Source organism: Natrinema versiforme, from assembly GCF_005576615.1.
In the GTDB taxonomy this organism is placed as follows: Archaea; Halobacteriota; Halobacteria; order Halobacteriales; family Natrialbaceae; genus Natrinema; species Natrinema versiforme_A.
On record NZ_CP040330.1, the window covers coordinates 1,306,356 to 1,323,050 of the forward strand.

At 50.6% G+C, this 16,695-nt stretch carries 11 protein-coding genes and 1 pseudogene; 5 read left to right on the plus strand and 7 right to left on the minus strand.

Annotation, left to right across the window (positions count from 1 at the left end; all coding sequences use genetic code 11):
• Positions 1 to 402 precede the first annotated feature (402 nt).
• Positions 403 to 1,038, plus strand: coding sequence for an IS6 family transposase (locus FEJ81_RS06405; RefSeq protein WP_138244501.1), 636 nt, complete (start codon positions 403 to 405; stop codon positions 1,036 to 1,038).
• 222 nt (positions 1,039 to 1,260) lie between these two features.
• On the opposite strand, the pseudogene FEJ81_RS06410 reads toward FEJ81_RS06405, so the two are convergent.
• Positions 1,261 to 2,128: pseudogene (locus FEJ81_RS06410) on the minus strand (zinc ribbon domain-containing protein).
• 1,011 nt (positions 2,129 to 3,139) lie between these two features.
• Between FEJ81_RS06410 and FEJ81_RS06420 the strand changes: the two are divergent.
• The gene (locus FEJ81_RS06420; RefSeq protein WP_138244503.1) at positions 3,140 to 4,072 is read left to right on the plus strand and encodes a UDP-glucuronic acid decarboxylase family protein; all 933 of its coding nucleotides are present in this window, start codon (positions 3,140 to 3,142) and stop codon (positions 4,070 to 4,072) included.
• Positions 4,073 to 5,262: 1,190 nt separating this feature from the next.
• Here FEJ81_RS06420 and FEJ81_RS06430 read toward each other — a convergent pair.
• Both FEJ81_RS06430 and FEJ81_RS06435 read right to left on the minus strand, forming a co-directional pair.
• Entirely contained in the window at positions 5,263 to 6,195 is a 933-nt protein-coding gene (locus FEJ81_RS06430) for an SDR family oxidoreductase (protein WP_138244504.1), read from the minus strand.
• Between the two features lie 50 nt (positions 6,196 to 6,245).
• Entirely contained in the window at positions 6,246 to 7,517 is a 1,272-nt protein-coding gene (locus FEJ81_RS06435; protein WP_229504765.1) for a nucleotide sugar dehydrogenase, read from the minus strand.
• Between the two features lie 254 nt (positions 7,518 to 7,771).
• Between FEJ81_RS06435 and FEJ81_RS06440 the strand changes: the two genes are divergently transcribed.
• The 3 genes from FEJ81_RS06440 (at position 7,772) to FEJ81_RS06450 (ending at position 11,513) form a co-directional block, all read left to right on the plus strand.
• Positions 7,772 to 8,890, plus strand: coding sequence for a glycosyltransferase family 4 protein (locus FEJ81_RS06440; RefSeq protein ID WP_138244506.1), 1,119 nt, complete (start codon positions 7,772 to 7,774; stop codon positions 8,888 to 8,890).
• A 110-nt stretch (positions 8,891 to 9,000) separates the two neighbouring features.
• Positions 9,001 to 10,554 (plus strand): alkaline phosphatase family protein, encoded by a 1,554-nt coding sequence (locus FEJ81_RS06445; protein WP_138244507.1) that lies wholly within the window; start codon positions 9,001 to 9,003, stop codon positions 10,552 to 10,554.
• Positions 10,551 to 11,513 carry a polysaccharide deacetylase family protein gene (locus FEJ81_RS06450; protein ID WP_138244508.1) on the plus strand — a complete coding sequence of 321 codons (963 nt, stop codon included), beginning with the start codon at positions 10,551 to 10,553 and terminating at the stop codon, positions 11,511 to 11,513. The genes FEJ81_RS06445 and FEJ81_RS06450 overlap by 4 nt, the downstream gene beginning before the upstream one ends.
• 48 nt (positions 11,514 to 11,561) lie before the next feature.
• Here FEJ81_RS06450 and FEJ81_RS06455 read toward each other — a convergent pair whose 3' ends face one another.
• The 4 genes from FEJ81_RS06455 to FEJ81_RS06470 all read right to left on the minus strand — a co-directional run bounded on the left by FEJ81_RS06455 (position 11,562) and on the right by FEJ81_RS06470 (position 16,351).
• On the minus strand, positions 11,562 to 12,227 hold the full coding sequence (locus FEJ81_RS06455; RefSeq protein ID WP_138244509.1) for a class I SAM-dependent methyltransferase: 666 nt from the start codon (positions 12,225 to 12,227) through the stop codon (positions 11,562 to 11,564).
• Positions 12,228 to 12,343: 116 nt separating this feature from the next.
• Entirely contained in the window at positions 12,344 to 13,948 is a 1,605-nt protein-coding gene (locus FEJ81_RS06460) for an alkaline phosphatase family protein (protein WP_138244510.1), read from the minus strand.
• Positions 13,941 to 15,083 carry a glycosyltransferase family 4 protein gene (locus tag FEJ81_RS06465; protein WP_175416368.1) on the minus strand — a complete coding sequence of 381 codons (1,143 nt, stop codon included), beginning with the start codon at positions 15,081 to 15,083 and terminating at the stop codon, positions 13,941 to 13,943. Before FEJ81_RS06465 ends, FEJ81_RS06460 begins: the two co-directional genes overlap by 8 nt.
• A 116-nt stretch (positions 15,084 to 15,199) precedes the next feature.
• Positions 15,200 to 16,351 carry a glycosyltransferase family protein gene (locus FEJ81_RS06470; RefSeq protein WP_138244512.1) on the minus strand — a complete coding sequence of 384 codons (1,152 nt, stop codon included), beginning with the start codon at positions 16,349 to 16,351 and terminating at the stop codon, positions 15,200 to 15,202.
• Positions 16,352 to 16,695 lie beyond the last annotated feature (344 nt).

Consider the following 16,695-nt stretch of genomic DNA (forward strand, 5'->3'; position numbering starts at 1 on the left):
TGCGCGGACGGCTGGCCGATCGAGTGTGTAGTGGAAAGCGAAGAGATCGACCCATGGTGAGTCGTGCAACGCGCGTAACTCGGTCTCGTAGATCGGCGCGATATGGTGGAAATCGGGCCCCAGTCCCCAGATTCCACCGAGTGCGACGAGACACACCGGTATCCACGGCGTCAATCGATATCGGAGCGCGATAGGTGTTATGAGTAACAACAGGAGCGATGCGCCGACGAGATAGTGGGTGATTGCAGGTGCCATCAGTGTGCACCGGTTGTGAGGCCGGTCGGACGGACTGGTTCGACAGTCACAGGCTTCAGTAAGAGCCCTGTAATGGCTAGGGTGAGTGATCTCCGCGGTGTTCAGATAAGGTTGAAGAAGTGAGGCGTAGCGTTTTCAAAGTGTTCTATGCCCGAAAACGCACGCCTCAGTTCTATTATCGGCCAGATTGACTTGGGTTTTGTGGAGCGCGAGGCAACACCGCGGCTGTTGATGAAGCTCAGTATTCAGCTCCATCTTGCTGGACTCTCGCTTTCGAATACTGTTCGCGTTCTCGAGATATTAGGTGTTGACCGGGCCCGCTCGACTGTTCATAACTGGGTTCACAAGGCCGATCTACAGCCCAATTCCTGTCGAAGTCCGGATCACGTCGCGGTTGACGAGACAGTGATCCAGCTCGGTAATGAACAGTACTGGCTGTACGCAGCTGTCGATCCAGAGTCAAACGAATTGCTCCATACAAAGCTTGAACCGACTAGAACTAAGGTTATCGCTAGTGCATTCTTCACGGAATTATGCGAGAAACACGACGTCGATGACGCTGTGTTTCTCGTCGATGGAGACAAGTCCCTGAACTATGCCTGTCAACGACATGGCCTCGATTTCAGATACGAACGGCATGGAAATCGGAACAGTGTCGAACGTGTATTTCGTGAGATAAAACGTCGAACCTCATCCTTCTCAAACTGTTTTAGCAATGCCTACGCAGAAACTGCTGATCAGTGGCTCAGATCGTTCGCCTTCGCATGGAATCAGTTAATCTGAACACGGCCGTGATCTCGAGGCCGATGTTCAGTACAGTCCGTGGACAGCTGTCGTCTCCAGTATGGATGCTCGAGACCGTATTCGGAAGTGACCGCCGAGAACCGCTCGAGGGACCTACCGACAGCTACCCAACCCTACTAACCAACCGTCTGTGTGATGTGTGGGTGTTGTGTGCTGAGAGAGTTAGCCTCTCTCGAGGGTGAGTTTTACCCGGGTCTACGGTTACCCGTAGACGCCAGCTGTCTCCGGGTTTTGGTCCAGTTTGCTCGAGTCCGGGGCCTCACCCGGGATTGCTGCATCGGTGGGAAGTACGAGCCGGCGTTCGGTGTACTCGAGGCCGTTCTTTCGCTCGGTCCGTTTGCAGACGGTGAGCTGGTGACTCGAGAGGTCGATGATCGCGCCGATCGTCCGCGAGACGAGCTTTGTGGCGTAGCTCTCGCTGATGCCGTCCTCTTGTCTGCGGGTCCAGTGTTTCAGGTCGCTCGCTTTGACGGAGGCCTCGATTCCCTTACAGCCCGTCCGCCAGGGATCGTCGCCGATACTCGAGTCGATTCTGGCGTTCCACAGTTTCGCGGCCAATCGCGTCGGCAACGCGTTCGCCGTCGGTCGGAGCGCCTCCTCGTCCATCCGCGCGAGCTGCTGGATCGGGAGCAAGTCCCCGTAGGCGAGCGAGACGTACCATCGTCGAGGGGGTCTGCGCTCTCGGAGACTCGGAAATACGTCCGGCCGTCGTCCTTGGTGACCCGCTCGAGTCGGTTGCCGCGTATCTCGAGGTTGTATTCGTCGACGGTGTCGATCCGCAGGTGCGCGCCCTTCTCGAGTTCTTGCGACTGTAGTTCCTCGATTCGGTCTTTGTTCGTTCCGGCTTTGTTCAACGCCGCGTCGACGACATTTTCGTCCTCCGTTTGTGTGCGTTCGCACTCTTCGAGTCGGTCCTCGAGCGTCGCAGTGGTCTCCTCGAGGCGATCCGGTCGTCTTTCGTCTCTAGTTTCGTCTCGAGCTCCGCGATTCGCTTTCGAAGGTGCTCGAGTTCGTTTTTGAGGGCCGCGGTTTCTTTCTGTGGCGGATTAGTGCTCGAGTGATCACTCATCGCCCTCACCTCCCGTCTCGTCCGTTTGGGTACCGTCCTCGGATGTGCCATCATTGTCGAAGGCATCTCGTCGTGCCGCCTCGAAGGGCCGCTGACCGTCGTGACACTCCCTTCCCACTTGGAGGTCGTCTGGAGGTTCCACTCTTCAGTCCCAGAGAGGTGCCATCGCAGGCAGTCGAGTTCCGCCCGCAGCTCCCGGCAGTGACGCTTCGCTGCGCGGGTGGTGTCTTTCTCGAGGGTTTCGTCGTTGGTGATCTCATGGAGCAAATTGCTGGTGTGGACGTCGATCGCCTCGATCAGCTGGCGATAGGCGGTAGTCGATTGCTGTAATTCGTCCTGTCAGTCGGGGCTTTCATTACCCTGTGTCTCGTCGTCTGTCATGCTTCCGTAGGCTGGTTACAGGAACTTCTGGCGGACTCGGTGACTCCACCACCGAACCGCGCTTTTCACGGATCCTCACTCTTGGATCCGTTTTCCGTCCCGCAGATCGATATTATAATATTGTCTAACAAAAACCATATTTAGCATATCTGTAATAATGGAATAGCTAGTGATAGATGTGCTATAGTATACTTTGATGCAACTCCCTTTAGCAGTGCTCTACAGATGCGAAAGCGAGCCGAGTGGATGACGCGGGCGGACGATGAAATCCTCGAGTATCTCGAAACTCACGGTGCCGGCACACTGAAATCCATTGCGGACGAAATCGATCGGAACAACGACTACATCGGTACTCAGTGTCGAACGCTCGCTTCGTACGGGCTAGTCAATCGGCCATCCCGAGGGTTCTATGTCCTCTCCAAGTCAGGTGGTGCGTATCTTGCCGGTGAGCTTGATGCCAGTGGGCTTGCGGATGATCGGTAATTTAGCACCCTGCTTGGTTCGTTGAGTACACTTTTGCGACCAATAACGTTTCGAGGCGAATTTCTCCAAACGACGTAAATGTGTTCCGCTAGAATACCGAAGAGCGACTCCGATTGATTGATACGAGTTGAAACACCCTACCCAAGTATGACAAAACGAGTACTCGTAACAGGCGGGGCTGGGTTTCTCGGGAGCCACTTGTGTGAACGACTACTATCTGAGGGACATGAAGTAATCTGTCTCGACAATTTCGGTAGTGGGCGGCGAAAGAACATCAAGGAATTCGAAGACCATCCCTCATTTAAAGTCAACGACCGCGACGTTCGCATCTCGGAATCTCTCCCATCTGTTGATCGGATCTATCACCTAGCATCTCGGGCTTCTCCAGCAGATTTTACCCAATTTCCCGTCAACATCGCGTTAGCGAATACCCAAGGAACACGCCGACTCTTAGACCAGGCCCGGGCCTGCGACGCCCGGATGGTTTTCGCCAGTACGAGTGAAGTCTACGGTGACCCTAAGGTTCATCCGCAACCGGAAACCTACACGGGGAACGTAAATATTCGAGGAGCTCGAGGCTGCTATGACGAATCCAAACGATTTGGAGAAACGCTGACCGTTGCGTATCAGCGAAAATACGATGTTGACGCCCGTACAGTACGCATTTTCAATACGTATGGACCACGAATGCGTCCCGATGACGGGCGAGTAGTTCCGACGTTCGTTACCCAAGCACTTCGCGGAGACGATCTCACAATCTACGGTGATGGTGAACAGACTCGAAGCTTCTGCTACGTAGACGATCTCATTGAGGGGCTGATTTCACTTATGCGGGTTGATAACCCTGAACATAATGTCTATAATATTGGGAAAGAGAACGAGCGCACCATCAAGGAACTGGCGTATGAAGTACTTGGTTTGACCGATACTGAATCGGATATCGTCTACGAACCTCTTCCTGAAGATGATCCAGGCCAGCGCAGGCCTGATATTACCCGTGCTAAGACAGAATTGGACTGGGAACCAAAAATATCGCTACGTGAGGGATTAGAAGATACAATTACATATTTTGACAACTGAATCCCGGAAACGTATAGCGTCTGAAATTTTTCTCGTATGCTGAAGGGGACAGTTTGAAATCGATGAGAATGATTCAGAACTGAATATTTCAGATGAGACCCATGCCCAGCTGATTTAGTTTGGGTTCGTGATTACTTCACCGAGAGGGTCCCTCATTTCACTAGCGATTATAGACAGCAAATTCACACCTCGCATAATAATGCTGATAATAGGCAGGTGGTGAATGAATCGAAACTCGTTAGTGAACTTAGAAAGCGAGAGTTCGAAGATATAAATCACTTAACTCAAATATATAATATAAAGCAAATAATTATGGGATATAAATTATGTGATTGGGGTACATGGTACAGAATTTACAAATACCACATTCACTGATTCAACTGCAACTCTCTATTTTTCTGGGGCAGGAATTTATAATTTTTATTATTTCACTTATCAACAGCTTGGTTTTGATTACGACTTCTTTATATCGTCTTAGACGATTAATGGTGGTCTTCTTGTTAATGTAGTTACTGTTATAGAAAGAGTGAATAACTTTGTGCATTGAAGCCTGATTGAGTCGAAGCAATGCGTGATGCTGCTCTCAACGCGCGGTACAGACTGCGGAATGAGATACTCGTAACAGTGTGTACAGTACTGATCTATATCGTGCCTTGGCAGCGCTGGATCCTTGAGACAACTTCTAATCATCCCAGAATGACCAAGTTTTATAGGTCACTTGAGATTAAATTTTAAGGAAAGAATGTATGATTGAATGCATTCTCTCCATTACTTAGTAGCATGAGTATATGATTGGTCAACACCATTTTGTTGTTGGATCTTTGGATATGAAAATCGAATACATTCCCAAAGTGGTACATCATCTACTCGTAGATTGAAGAGAGAATGCTCAAGTTCGAATTCCGCTAACTCGTTCGGGTCAATATCCATGGAAGGATTTTGGATGGTGTGGTCTTTTCGCCTACGTCCTATAGATTCGGGTGGAGTCTATAGTGTTACCACCCAGAGTATGGGCCCCATTCTGAATATCGGTCACCTTGGTACCCATTCTATGCGTCGCAACTACATTACCAAATTCAAGTGTACGACGTGCGGCGAGGTTCATGATACTCCTCATGCAGGCCGAACGTGTTGTGACAGCTAGCGTCGAGTCGTCGACGATACTTTCCTGTCCGGAGTACTCTGTCAAACTAGTCGCGGTAGTACGGAATCGTCCGCTCGAGGCCCTCCTCGAAGTCGACATCAGGTTCGTATCCGAGCAAGTCTTTAGCCTTCGAAATATCGGCGTTCGAGTGTCGGACATCGCCTGGACGTGGCGAGTCGTATTCCGGTTCGATGTCCGTCCCGAGGAGTTCGTTGAGGGTGTCCACGAGTTCGTTGATCGTCACGCGCCCGCCACAGGCCACGTTAAACGCCTCGCCGGTCACGTCGCCCTCCGCAGCGAGCACGTTCGCCTGAACCGTGTTGTCGATGTAGGTGAAGTCGCGGGACTGCTCGCCGTCCCCGTAGATGACCGGCTGCTCCCCGCGAACCAGGAGATTGATAAACTTCGGGATAACGGCGGCGTATTCCCCGTTGGGGTCCTGTCGCGGGCCGAAGATATTGAAGTATCGGAGCGCGACAGTGTCGATGTCGTAGAACTCGCTACACTGGAGAGTCAATTCTTCGGTGAACTGTTTCGAGAGGGCGTACGGCGACTCGGGGCGCGTCGGCATCGTCTCGACCTTCGGAAGTTCGTCGCTCGAGCCGTACAGCGACGACGAGGACGCGACTACGACAGTATCGATGTCGGCTTTGCGGGCGGCATCGAGAACGGTCGCGGTTCCGGTACAGTTGCCGTCAGTCGTGGTTACGGGATCGTCGACGCTCCGTGGAACCGACGGCACGGCAGCCTGATGGAAGACGTAGTCGACACCTTCGCTGATCGAGGCCATCAGGTCGGCGTCGCGGATATCGCCCTCGTGAAACTCGAACGCTTCGTCTGTCGAGAGCGACTCGAGGTTTTGCTTTCTCCCGGTCTCGAAGTTGTCGACACCGCGGACGGTGTATCCACGCTCGAGCAAAGTATCCGCGAGGTTCGATCCGATAAATCCGGCAACGCCGGTCACTAAAGCAGTCGGCATACTCTCCTGTTCTCGAGGGGGTACGGTTGAGTGTTCCGGCTCCGAGATGATTACAGCCGGACCACGTTCGAACTATCGAGCCCGTTCGTCGCGTTCCGCGTATCGAACACGAGCGGTGCGCCGTCGACGATCGCCTCGATATCCAGTACCGAGTGGTCCGTGACGATGACCGCACAGTCGACTGTCTCGAGCAGTTCAGTCGTCAACGGAACCGACTCGTATTCGATTCCCCCGACGTCGAGGGTCGGGACGTGGGGATCGTGATACTCGACAACCGCGTTCCACTCCTCGAGTTGCGCGATGATGTCGATGCTTGGCGACTCCCGCGTATCCGAGACGTCCGGTTTGTACGCACCGCCGATGACGAGTACCGTCGCGTTCGACATTGCGACCCCGCGATCGTTGAGTCGTTCCACGACCCGCTGGACGACGTGCGCCGGCATCTCCCGGTTGACCGTATCCGCCAGATCGATGAACCGCGTGTCGACGCCCTGCTGGTTCGCCTTCCAGGAGAGATAGAACGGATCGATTGGAATGCAGTGGCCGCCGAGTCCCGGTCCCGGATAAAACGGCATGAATCCGAACGGCTTCGTCTCTGCGGCCTCGATCGCATTCCAGATATCCACGTCGAGTTCGTGCGCGATCTGTGCGAGCTCGTTAATGAGGCCAATGTTGACCGCGCGGAACGTGTTCTCGAGGAGTTTCACGAGTTCGGCTTCCGTCGCTGATTCGACGCGCACTACCTCGTCGAAAACCGGCTCATAGAGCGCTTCGGCTCGATCACCGCAGGTTGGCGTAACACCACCGAGCACTTTCGGGATGTCCGTCGGCCCGTACTCTTCGTTTCCGGGATCGATCCGTTCAGGTGAGAAAGCAAGATAAATATCTTCTCCGATGGTTGCGCCGTTTTCGGCGAATACGTCACCGATCGCCTCCTTCGTTGCCCCGGGATAGACTGTACTCTCTAGGATAACCGTACATCCGTTCGGAACGATGGGTGCGAGTCGTTCGGCTGCGTCGATGACGAAGGACAAATCCGGCGTGTCCGTCTTTCGAAGCGGTGTCGGGACACAGATCGAGATTCCATCGACGTCGAAGAGCGAATCGTAGTCAGTCGTGGGGACGAGACCGTTCTTGACGGCATCGGCTACTCTCGCGTCCGACACGTCGTTCACCGTCGATTCACCGCTGCGGAGTCGTTCGATCGTGTCCGCATCGACGTCAACACCGACTACATCGTAACCCGCGTCGTGCATCGCCAGCGCCAGAGGGAGTCCGACGTATCCCAAGCCGACGACACCGACCCGCGTTTGCTCAGCCATATACGCCATCGGATACACCTCAGGGATTTCACTCCATCGTTTACGGAGTTTCGTATAAGGGTATCAGCACTTCCAATATCTGCTTTCCAACTAGTCAAACCGAAATCACACGGCACGACACCCTCGTTCGCCTCAAAATTCTGAAAATCGACCTTTCCCAGCAGTCAACTACGAGATCACGACATCGCCTCACACCAATTGCGGAAAACGAGTCTTAAGTTCTCGAGGTGTCTTGCCACGAGTGTGATCTCTCGATGACTGACTCTCGGCCTCGCGTCTTCCATCTCATCACGCGCTTGCTCAAGGGCGGTGCAGAGGCCAAGACGATGGCGACAGTGCTCGGCCTCGAGGACTACGAGTTCACCGTCGGTTACGGTGCTGCTGTCGATCAGGATCAGGTCAACCGACTCGAAAGTGCCGGTGTCGAAACGAGGCAGTTTCCGCTAATTCGCCACTACAATCCAGTGACGACGCTGCCTGCCGTCGCTTCGCTCGCGGTGTACCTGCGACGGAACGACTTCGATATCGTCCACACGCACAGCACTGAGGCCGGCATTATCGGACGCTTCGCGGCTGCTTTGGCTGGCGTTCCACATGTCGTTCACACCGTGCACGGAGTGCCGTTCGCCGACGATCGGAGCGCTGCGCTCAACCAGTTCGTCCTCGCCTGCGAGCGCGCGGCTGCAAAGTCCACCGATCGCATCGTCACCAACGCCGACGTGATCGCCGACGAGTATCTCGAGCGCGGGATCGGTACTGCAGACCAGTACACTACGATCTACAGCAGCGTTGACCTCGAGGCGTTTCGAGATGCCGAGCCTGCAATGGACCTTCCCGGGACTCGCCCGCGGATCGTCATGATCGGACGCCTCGCCGAGGGGAAAGGATTCGATCTCATGCTCGAGGCTGTGGCGTCGCTCGAGACCGATGTCTCCGTCTACTTCGTGGGGCAGGGGCCGTTGTTCAACGATCTCGAGGAGGAAATCGCCGATCGAGGACTCTCCGATCGCGTGTCTCTGCTGGGCTACCGCGACGACGTTCCGAACGTGCTAGCTGCGAGTGACGTGCTCGTCCTGCCGTCGTATCGAGAAGGGACACCGCGCGTGATTACGGAAGCGATGGCCAGTGGGTTACCGGTGGTTGCAACCGATATTGCAGGAATTCCGGAACAGGTCGCCGAGGGTGAGTCCGGTTATCTGATTCCGACAGGGGATGCCGATGCTCTCGCTGATCGGCTGACCACGCTGTTAGCTGATCATGAGGAGATGGAACGGATGGGTGCTCGGGGACTCGAGCGGGCTGAGGCGTTTTCTGTTGATGCTATGCTCGAAGCGATCGACCACCTGTACGATGAGCTTATTACAGAATCATGAGACAGTACAGGGTATCTGGAATAAAAATACCGTTCACGCCGGGAACGTGCGGAAAGACTATGATGAGAAAGACACAGAGAATATAACCATTGAGAGATGATCCCCAGCAAATGACGACGGTTGTCCTCGGATTAGACGGGGGATGCTTCGAGCTGATCCAACCGTGGATCGACGATGGTTCTCTTCCTACGTTTGCTACATTGACGCGAGACGGCGTTGCTGAAGATATGCAGAGTTGTCTCCCTCCAGTCACCTGCCCGAACTGGCAGTGTTACGCTACCGGCACCAATCCAGGAAAGTTGGGTGTGTTTTGGTGGGAATCTATCGATAGAGACGATTGCAAGATCGAGAACAGGAGCGCTGCCGAAGACTTCGACGGGACCCATTACTGGCAACTTCTCGATGAGACCGCTGCAGTCATCAATCTGCCAACGTCGTATCCACCATCCGAGACGGATGGCATACATATTGCGGGCGGGCCTGGAGCAGACCAAACCGGCTATACGTATCCTGAATCGCTGGAATCGAAACTCAAGGTGCAGTACGACTACTCTGTCCATCCAGAAAAAATGGCTCTTCTATCCGGCGACGATCCGGATAACGCCTGCGTTGAGGAGATCTACGATTTGATTGACTCACGATTCGACGTGCTTGAGGACGAACTCGAGAGCGGAGAATACGAGATTATTCACATGACTGTGTTCTACCTAAACGTTCTCCAGCACTTCTACTGGGACATGGATGTCGTAAAACGAGCGTGGGAGAAGATCGACGAACGAGTCGGCCACATTCTGTCGAGCGATGAGCTAGACAACTTCTTCGTGATGTCCGATCACGGCTCCAACGAAATCAAAACGACGTTTCGAATTAACACGTGGCTCGAACAGAACGGCTATCTTTACACCGAGTCGAGCATAAGCGACTATCTCCATCGGATCGGAATTACGCAGGAACATGTCCGCCCAGTATTAGCAATGTTAGGAGTGGAGTGGTGGGCCCGCCGGTTGCTCCCGAAACGGATCCAGATGGCGCTTCCTGATTCGGAAGGATCAGTCGATAAGAGCGGCAAAGAAGAGGTTATCGACTGGGACCGTTCAAAGGCGGTTGCGAGTGGACAGGGTCCAGTGTACGTCTTATCTGATGATCTCGATGAGAGGGAGCGAATCATGGACGAACTGATTTCAGATCTCGACGGTCTCACTGACAGAGCAGGGAGCCCGGTATTCGACCGAGTTCTACCGGGTGAGGACGTTTACGATGGATCACATGTAGAAAAGGGGCCTGACATAATTCTCGATCAAGCTCCCGGCGTCCATATCGAGGGGAAAATCGGGAGCGATTCCGTATTCGGCTCGCCGAGCAAGTGGCACGGCGAAAATAAGGACACAGGGATGTTCATCGGATACGGTCCCGATATCGACGAAGAGACCGAAATCCGAGATATGCACATTCTCGATATCGCGCCGACACTCCTCCACCTTCATCGAACTGACGTTCCTGAATACATGGACGGGCAGGTCCGACTCGAACTATTCTCCTCCGAGTCGGAACCGAGGAACCGAGCGGTATCACGGAATGACTCAGAGGTTGCCGACGATTCGACGAGGGAATCCGTCGACCGTGATGTGACCAGCCGACTCGAAGATCTGGGCTACATGGAATGACCGACACGACCGGCGTATTTACCCTCTCGCTCGACACCGAACTCGCCTGGGGAACGTTCGACGTCGGACGGCTCGAAGCACATAAGACAGCGTACCGGGCGACGCCGGACATCATCGAACGGCTCTGTGAGCTGTTCGACGAGTACCAGATTCCGGCGACGTGGGCGCTCGTCTCGCACCTCCTCGTGGACTGTCGGCACGGACGGGGACACGCAGACCGGACCCTGCCGGATTTCCCGTGGATCGACGACTGGTTCGCCGAAATGCCGTGTTCGAGCGGACTCGACGAGGGGTTGTGGTACGCTCCGTGGATCGTCGATCGGCTACAGGCCTGCCAAACGGACCAAGAAATCGGCCTCCACGGAGCGACACATATGCCTCTCGGAGCGAACGGGTGTTCGAGACGAAACGCCGAGGAAGAACTCGAGATCGCCATCAAAACACTCCGAGAACATGGCGAGGAGCCAGAAACGTTCGTCTACCCGCGAAACGATATCGGCCACGTCGACGTACTCCGTGATAACGGGATCCGAACCTATCGAGAAGTAGACGCACGCTGGTACGAGCGATCGTTAGTTCCTGATACGGCGAAACCGCCACTCAGGTTCCTCGACGAGGCGACGCAACGAACACCACCAATCGTAGAGCCAACGCTGAACGACGGTCTCGTAGAACTACCCGGATCACAGATATTCCGCCCGAGCCACGGCGGCTGGCAATACGCGCCTACCGGAAGCAGCGTCGCTCGAGCGAAAAAGGGGCTACAGCGCGCCGCTCAGACGGGTGGCGTGTTCCATCTGTGGTTTCACCCTTTCAATCTCGGACACGCCTCGTCAAAGGACATGGAACGGTTCGAACGTGTGTTAGCCATGGCTAGCGAACTTGCAGAGAACGGTGAAATCGAGCGCCTCCCAATGCGGGAAGTGGGAATCCGAACTCGGCAGGGACGATGGGGATGAACTCATTTTCAACTGCCGAGTGATACAGTATCAAAATAAGCGGCCATATTATAAACCACATCTAATATACATCGTTTGAAATCGGAAGAAGAGCGTGGATGCAATCCATTTTATACTCCAGTCGCTAACATTCCGAGTAAATAATTTACGTGATTCGATCGACTCGTGCTCGATATGAAAGCCTTGGTTTAGCAACATATCACGAATCTCCGACGGAGAAAAATGGTGGGGATGAGGGCGATCTATATACTGTATTCTATTTCTGATGTATTCCGGTAGTGAATACGTATTTATTTTGAATAGAAACGTCCCTCCAGGCTTTAACACTCTAGCAATTTCCGCTAAAACCGTGGAGGGCTGAACAGTATGGTCAAGCACATTTATATTTGCAGCGACATCAAAGAAATCGTCATCGAAGGGAAGAGACTCACCAGCACCTTGAATGACCGGTTCTCCAGAGAGGCGGGGATTTGAAACTTTGCCTAAGATCGGATCGAGGCCGATTATTGTACCCGCATCCGGCACGTGTTCTTCTATAGAATAAACGAGACCTCCAGTACCACATCCGACTTCTAATACAGATTTCTGTCCGAACAGATTATCCGGAGAGAGATCAAATCTATCAGCCAGCCAATCTAGTTGTCCGTATGATATTTCTTGGTGATAATCCGTCTCCACTTCTTGTGCTTCGTTCCACCGACTGATCGAGTCCATTGGTCCGATTCACGGCTATCGCTCATATAGGTATTATCGTTCGCCTTTATCAAATTTATCTAGATTGTTGATAGATTAGATTGAATTTACTCAGTAGCACGTTTCAATACACAATATCAGATATATCCAAGATCTTCTAGACGCTGTTGAACAGCGTCATCGTCTTCTCGTCCAACCCCGGTATCACTGTCAACGAGGTCCGAAATGGGGTGCTTCGACGGTATGACTCCGTCTACATCCGTCTCGATTAGTAATTCTGTTCGAACTTCGCCGTCCATTTCCTTCGGAATCGGCGCTCCATGGAGAGAAAGTAAAGTCGGTGCCACATCGTAGATCTGCCCCTCGATTTCCGTTCCAGAATCGATCGATGGTCCGGAGGCGATGATGATTCCCTCACGATTGTGTCCACCGCTACGAGCTTTCGATGGTGGGCCATCAGAGAAGATTTGCCCGCTTGCCTTTGGACGAGGATCGACGGCACATTCAAAATCGTCGATTTCGATCATGAGATCAGGAGCAAGATCTGTTTTTGGACCATGGTAGACACCGTCCGGCTCGTAAATATCGATTTCACTTGGCCCGTCTTCGAGTGTCACGAGCGATTCTAATCCATCGATAATTTCCTGTTTGTCTTCCGGATCATCGGAAAGGAGATAAATCATCCCGCTAGTGAGATTTTGCCTCGGGGCGAAGGCAATGCTGCTCTCGAAATCGATGTCTTCGCCAGGCGTTTTCCGGACTGACTTACCGACCGATTTTGCCAAGTCATTTAATTGGGGAACCAGACTAACGACTGATTCACCGATTCGACGAAGATACGGGAAATACGTGGTCCGGACTTGATCGGTAAGCGACTGTTCTGTGCGATTCAGGTATCCCTCTTGCTCGAGCCACTCGTTCGAATGGAACGTTTTGTTAATAGGGCCGAATCCATGGTCCGAGACGATGACGAGGTCGGCGTCTTCAGCACGAGCGATGTCTGCTACCGTGCCAACTGCCTCATCGACTCGCATCCAGATTCGTTCCAACATTTCTTCGTGACCAGCTGTCGAATCGTACAGAACGTGGTCTTCGTCAGCGTAGCGCCAGAAGTAGTGCTGTGCCCAATCAGTAGCGCTTATAATTCCGAAGAAGTGGTCGGGATCTTTTTCGGAGATTAAGTACTCGATCGCGGTTTCACGCTTCCCGATGATATCTAACAGGTCGGATTCCAACTTTTCGGGATAACCCTGGTATTTCGGATCAGCATACGGAACTTTTACTCGATAGCCGTCAGTCACATCATCGAGTTCCGAACCGAGTGATTCAGGATACGTAATTGTTTCATCTGCTTCCGATCCCAGGCCACTAACCATGAATCCGTTTGTTTCGTACGGCGGATACAGCATTGGGTAATTGAAGATACCTACTGACTGATCGTGAGCTGATAAAATGTCCCAGAAGCTCTGCCCATGGAATTTGTCCGACCCCAGTGTTTCGAACTCGAACGAGTCTGGACTTTCACGATTGAGGAAGTAGAAAACGCCGGTTTTTCCCGGATTCTGTCCTGTCGCCATAGAGAGCCATGCAGGGGCAGTGATAGGCGGGAACGTGCTCTCTAAGTCTCCGGAACTTCCGGATGAAATAACTTGCTTTATATTGGGAAGAGCCCCATCACGAATTAATGGTTGCAGAACATTCCAGGTAGCTCCATCTAGACCTATAACTATTGTATCAGTCATGGTATTCTCCTATCTTTTTGACTATGTTTTCCGCTAACGTATCCCATGTTCGGTTTTCAATACTATATTCTCGACCTCTGTTCCCCATCTGGTTCCGCTCTTCGATAGGCAGATCAATTAATACCTCGATCGCCGATCGAATGCTATCTGGCGAAGAATCATTTATCAATTCACCTAGGTCATGTGTTCCGATGAATTCCAGTTCAGTGGATTTTGTTGCAATAACTGGAACTCCACAGCTTAAATACTCAAATACTTTCATAGGGCTACCCCAATGATCTGGATCAATAACACCATATGCGAGATCACTCGCCGAAATATATATATTCACTTGATTATGATCAATGAATCCTGGGAAATACGAATCTATATTCAAATCATGAGCGAGTGACTTAGTTTTATCTAGCATAGGGCCATCTCCTACCAATAATAATTTAACATCTTCATCTAAGCGGTCAATTGCTTCTAGTAGTGGTTCGAGACAGTGATACTGTTTGAAGCTGCCAACAAATGTTATAACAAAATCCTCATCGTCAATAGGTTCGTGAATTCTTTCTCTGGCGGCAGATCGTGGTACCGGACTGAACTGATTTGTATCTACTCCATGGTGGAATATCTCTATTGAGTCATCTGCGATATTTCCTCGAGATTGTATCCACTCTTTTGCTTCTTCATATGCCGCGAAAGTATACGTGCTGTTCTTCGCATTTATTGTTGCTATTATCCTTGCTAAGAGAGATGCACCAATAAACGGTGACATCCTTGAGATTGTTTTTTCCATCAATCCCTCAACTAATAGTATTTGGGGAATATCATTCGAATATGAATAAAATGGTGGAGTTAGTAAACTGACTTTCAATGAACAAACGATCCCATCAATGTTGTTGTTCTTTTGTATTTTTCTTAATTTTCGTAGTATTTCTGGTTGGGCACTAATATGCCACGCTGGATCCCGTCGCCTCTTTTCAGTTATGTATTCTGGAGTTACGTTGTCTGATGATAGAACTTCCGGGGGATCGTTAGACGGTGTTGGGCAAATAATGGTCAACTGAACACCATCAATTCTAGATAGTGCGTTAGCGATCTGACGAGAATATAAGTTTTGTCCAGATTCTCCAGAAATGTCAACTAACATGACGATAGTAATATGCATGAATTGTGTAGGCCTTTCCGATTAGTGGTCTTCAACTTTCCGATTATTTCCAAACTGGAGCGATATTTTTAATATTTAATAACAGTATTGGAATTATATTATAATTGTATAATCTCGTGCAGTCTTTTCTTTTGCTTAGTTCTAGTATATTCACTGGCAGCTTCCTTTGCCCCTTCTTTTAAATTTTGACGTATCTTATTATCTTTTATAAACTTGGAAACAATACGGGATAGATCATTATCTGACTTGAATGTATTGATACCAGGCATTAGCCGATCGGGAACTTCATACCATTCTGGAAGTAATAATGGTGTCGCATTGCGGATTGCATCTGAAATAGCACCAGACCCCTTGCTTTGACCATAGTGTTCAACAAACCCATCTGATTTTCTAGTTCTTCGTAGAGGGCTAATAAGAAGGTTGCTCTTTTCAATATAGTGTGAGAATTCTTTCTCAGGTATCCAATTATGGAAACTAACTACCTTCATCCTCGGACCTTCAAATTTTTTAGCTCTTCTAATGATACTTTCGCCATAGTCACCAACTGGTTGACCTAATAATACGAATTCAATATCATTCATACCAATATTGGATAGACTTTCTAGCGCTCTAAGAATAGTCTCATATTCTCGTCGGCTTTCGTCTATCAAACCTGGTACGGTTATTGTAATCGGGCTTTCTTGATCATGGGCTTGGCTAAGCTCGGAACTTTCTTTAATATTATTTTTATGTATGACTGATGTGAACGTCTCGACAGTAGTTTCATGGAAGTGATTTCTAGCATATACCATTATTGGCTCAAATTCCACTAACAATAGATCTATTTTTTTTAGGAATTTTTGTTTTATGGGGTATTTTAGATAATTATATATTTTTGGAGTGAGTCCGATTTCTCTACCAATCCATCCATTTAAATCGTATGCGAAAAGAATGAATTGGCAATTTGGGTTAAAGTTATCGTATTGCAGATAGTCGAATATAGTTCCATAGAACGGGAATGATATTAGTGAATCAAGATTAACCATCTCTTGGGACTGTATGCGCGATAGGAAGGAATGATCCGTTTCATGGTCTTTTTTTGTAACCCAATTAATATCATTTTGGAGAGTAGAAGTCTTGCCGATTATTCGTTTGCAAATCCCTTCTGTAGTGAAAACTGTAACGTTAGCTATTTCAGCAGTAATTTTACAGAGATCAAGAAGATAATTTTCATGAGATGATAGATTAAGTAATCCGATGTTTGGTCGCATAGAATTTTGCTTCATCCTCAGAAGAAGTCTTATTGAGGGAGTATAGTATATATTTCGGATCCCGATTAGAGGTGTATAATGGTCGTTATCTGAAAGATTGTGTTTCTCGCAAAGTTCTGGAGAAATATAGCTGCCGGATCAGTGCTATGTCGATCAAATAGCGCAATATCAAGAAGTAGCTTTGATTTATCATACAACTAATCTCGCAACGGTGACCCGTCCTCAGAACGAGGAGTGTTCTAGTGGTCTCACGAGAGCTGATCTCGTAGATGTCAGTCGTGTCGCGTCCGCTATCAGCCAGACAAATACCTATTATCAGATGACTTGTTGAGAACGTTCTATGC

Excerpts from the sequence above, each read along its gene's own strand:
- FEJ81_RS06405 (WP_138244501.1), top strand. The coding sequence starts at position 403 with ATGCCCGAAAACGCACGCCTCAGTTCTATTATCGGCCAGATTGACTTG.
- FEJ81_RS06420 (WP_138244503.1), top strand. The coding sequence starts at position 3,140 with ATGACAAAACGAGTACTCGTAACAGGCGGGGCTGGGTTTCTCGGGAGC.
- FEJ81_RS06430 (WP_138244504.1), bottom strand. The coding sequence starts at position 6,195 with ATGCCGACTGCTTTAGTGACCGGCGTTGCCGGATTTATCGGATCGAAC.
- FEJ81_RS06435 (WP_229504765.1), bottom strand. The coding sequence starts at position 7,517 with ATGGCTGAGCAAACGCGGGTCGGTGTCGTCGGCTTGGGATACGTCGGA.
- FEJ81_RS06440 (WP_138244506.1), top strand. The coding sequence starts at position 7,772 with ATGACTGACTCTCGGCCTCGCGTCTTCCATCTCATCACGCGCTTGCTC.
- FEJ81_RS06445 (WP_138244507.1), top strand. The coding sequence starts at position 9,001 with ATGACGACGGTTGTCCTCGGATTAGACGGGGGATGCTTCGAGCTGATC.
- FEJ81_RS06450 (WP_138244508.1), top strand. The coding sequence starts at position 10,551 with ATGACCGACACGACCGGCGTATTTACCCTCTCGCTCGACACCGAACTC.
- FEJ81_RS06455 (WP_138244509.1), bottom strand. The coding sequence starts at position 12,227 with ATGGACTCGATCAGTCGGTGGAACGAAGCACAAGAAGTGGAGACGGAT.
- FEJ81_RS06460 (WP_138244510.1), bottom strand. The coding sequence starts at position 13,948 with ATGACTGATACAATAGTTATAGGTCTAGATGGAGCTACCTGGAATGTT.
- FEJ81_RS06465 (WP_175416368.1), bottom strand. The coding sequence starts at position 15,083 with ATGTTAGTTGACATTTCTGGAGAATCTGGACAAAACTTATATTCTCGT.
- FEJ81_RS06470 (WP_138244512.1), bottom strand. The coding sequence starts at position 16,351 with ATGCGACCAAACATCGGATTACTTAATCTATCATCTCATGAAAATTAT.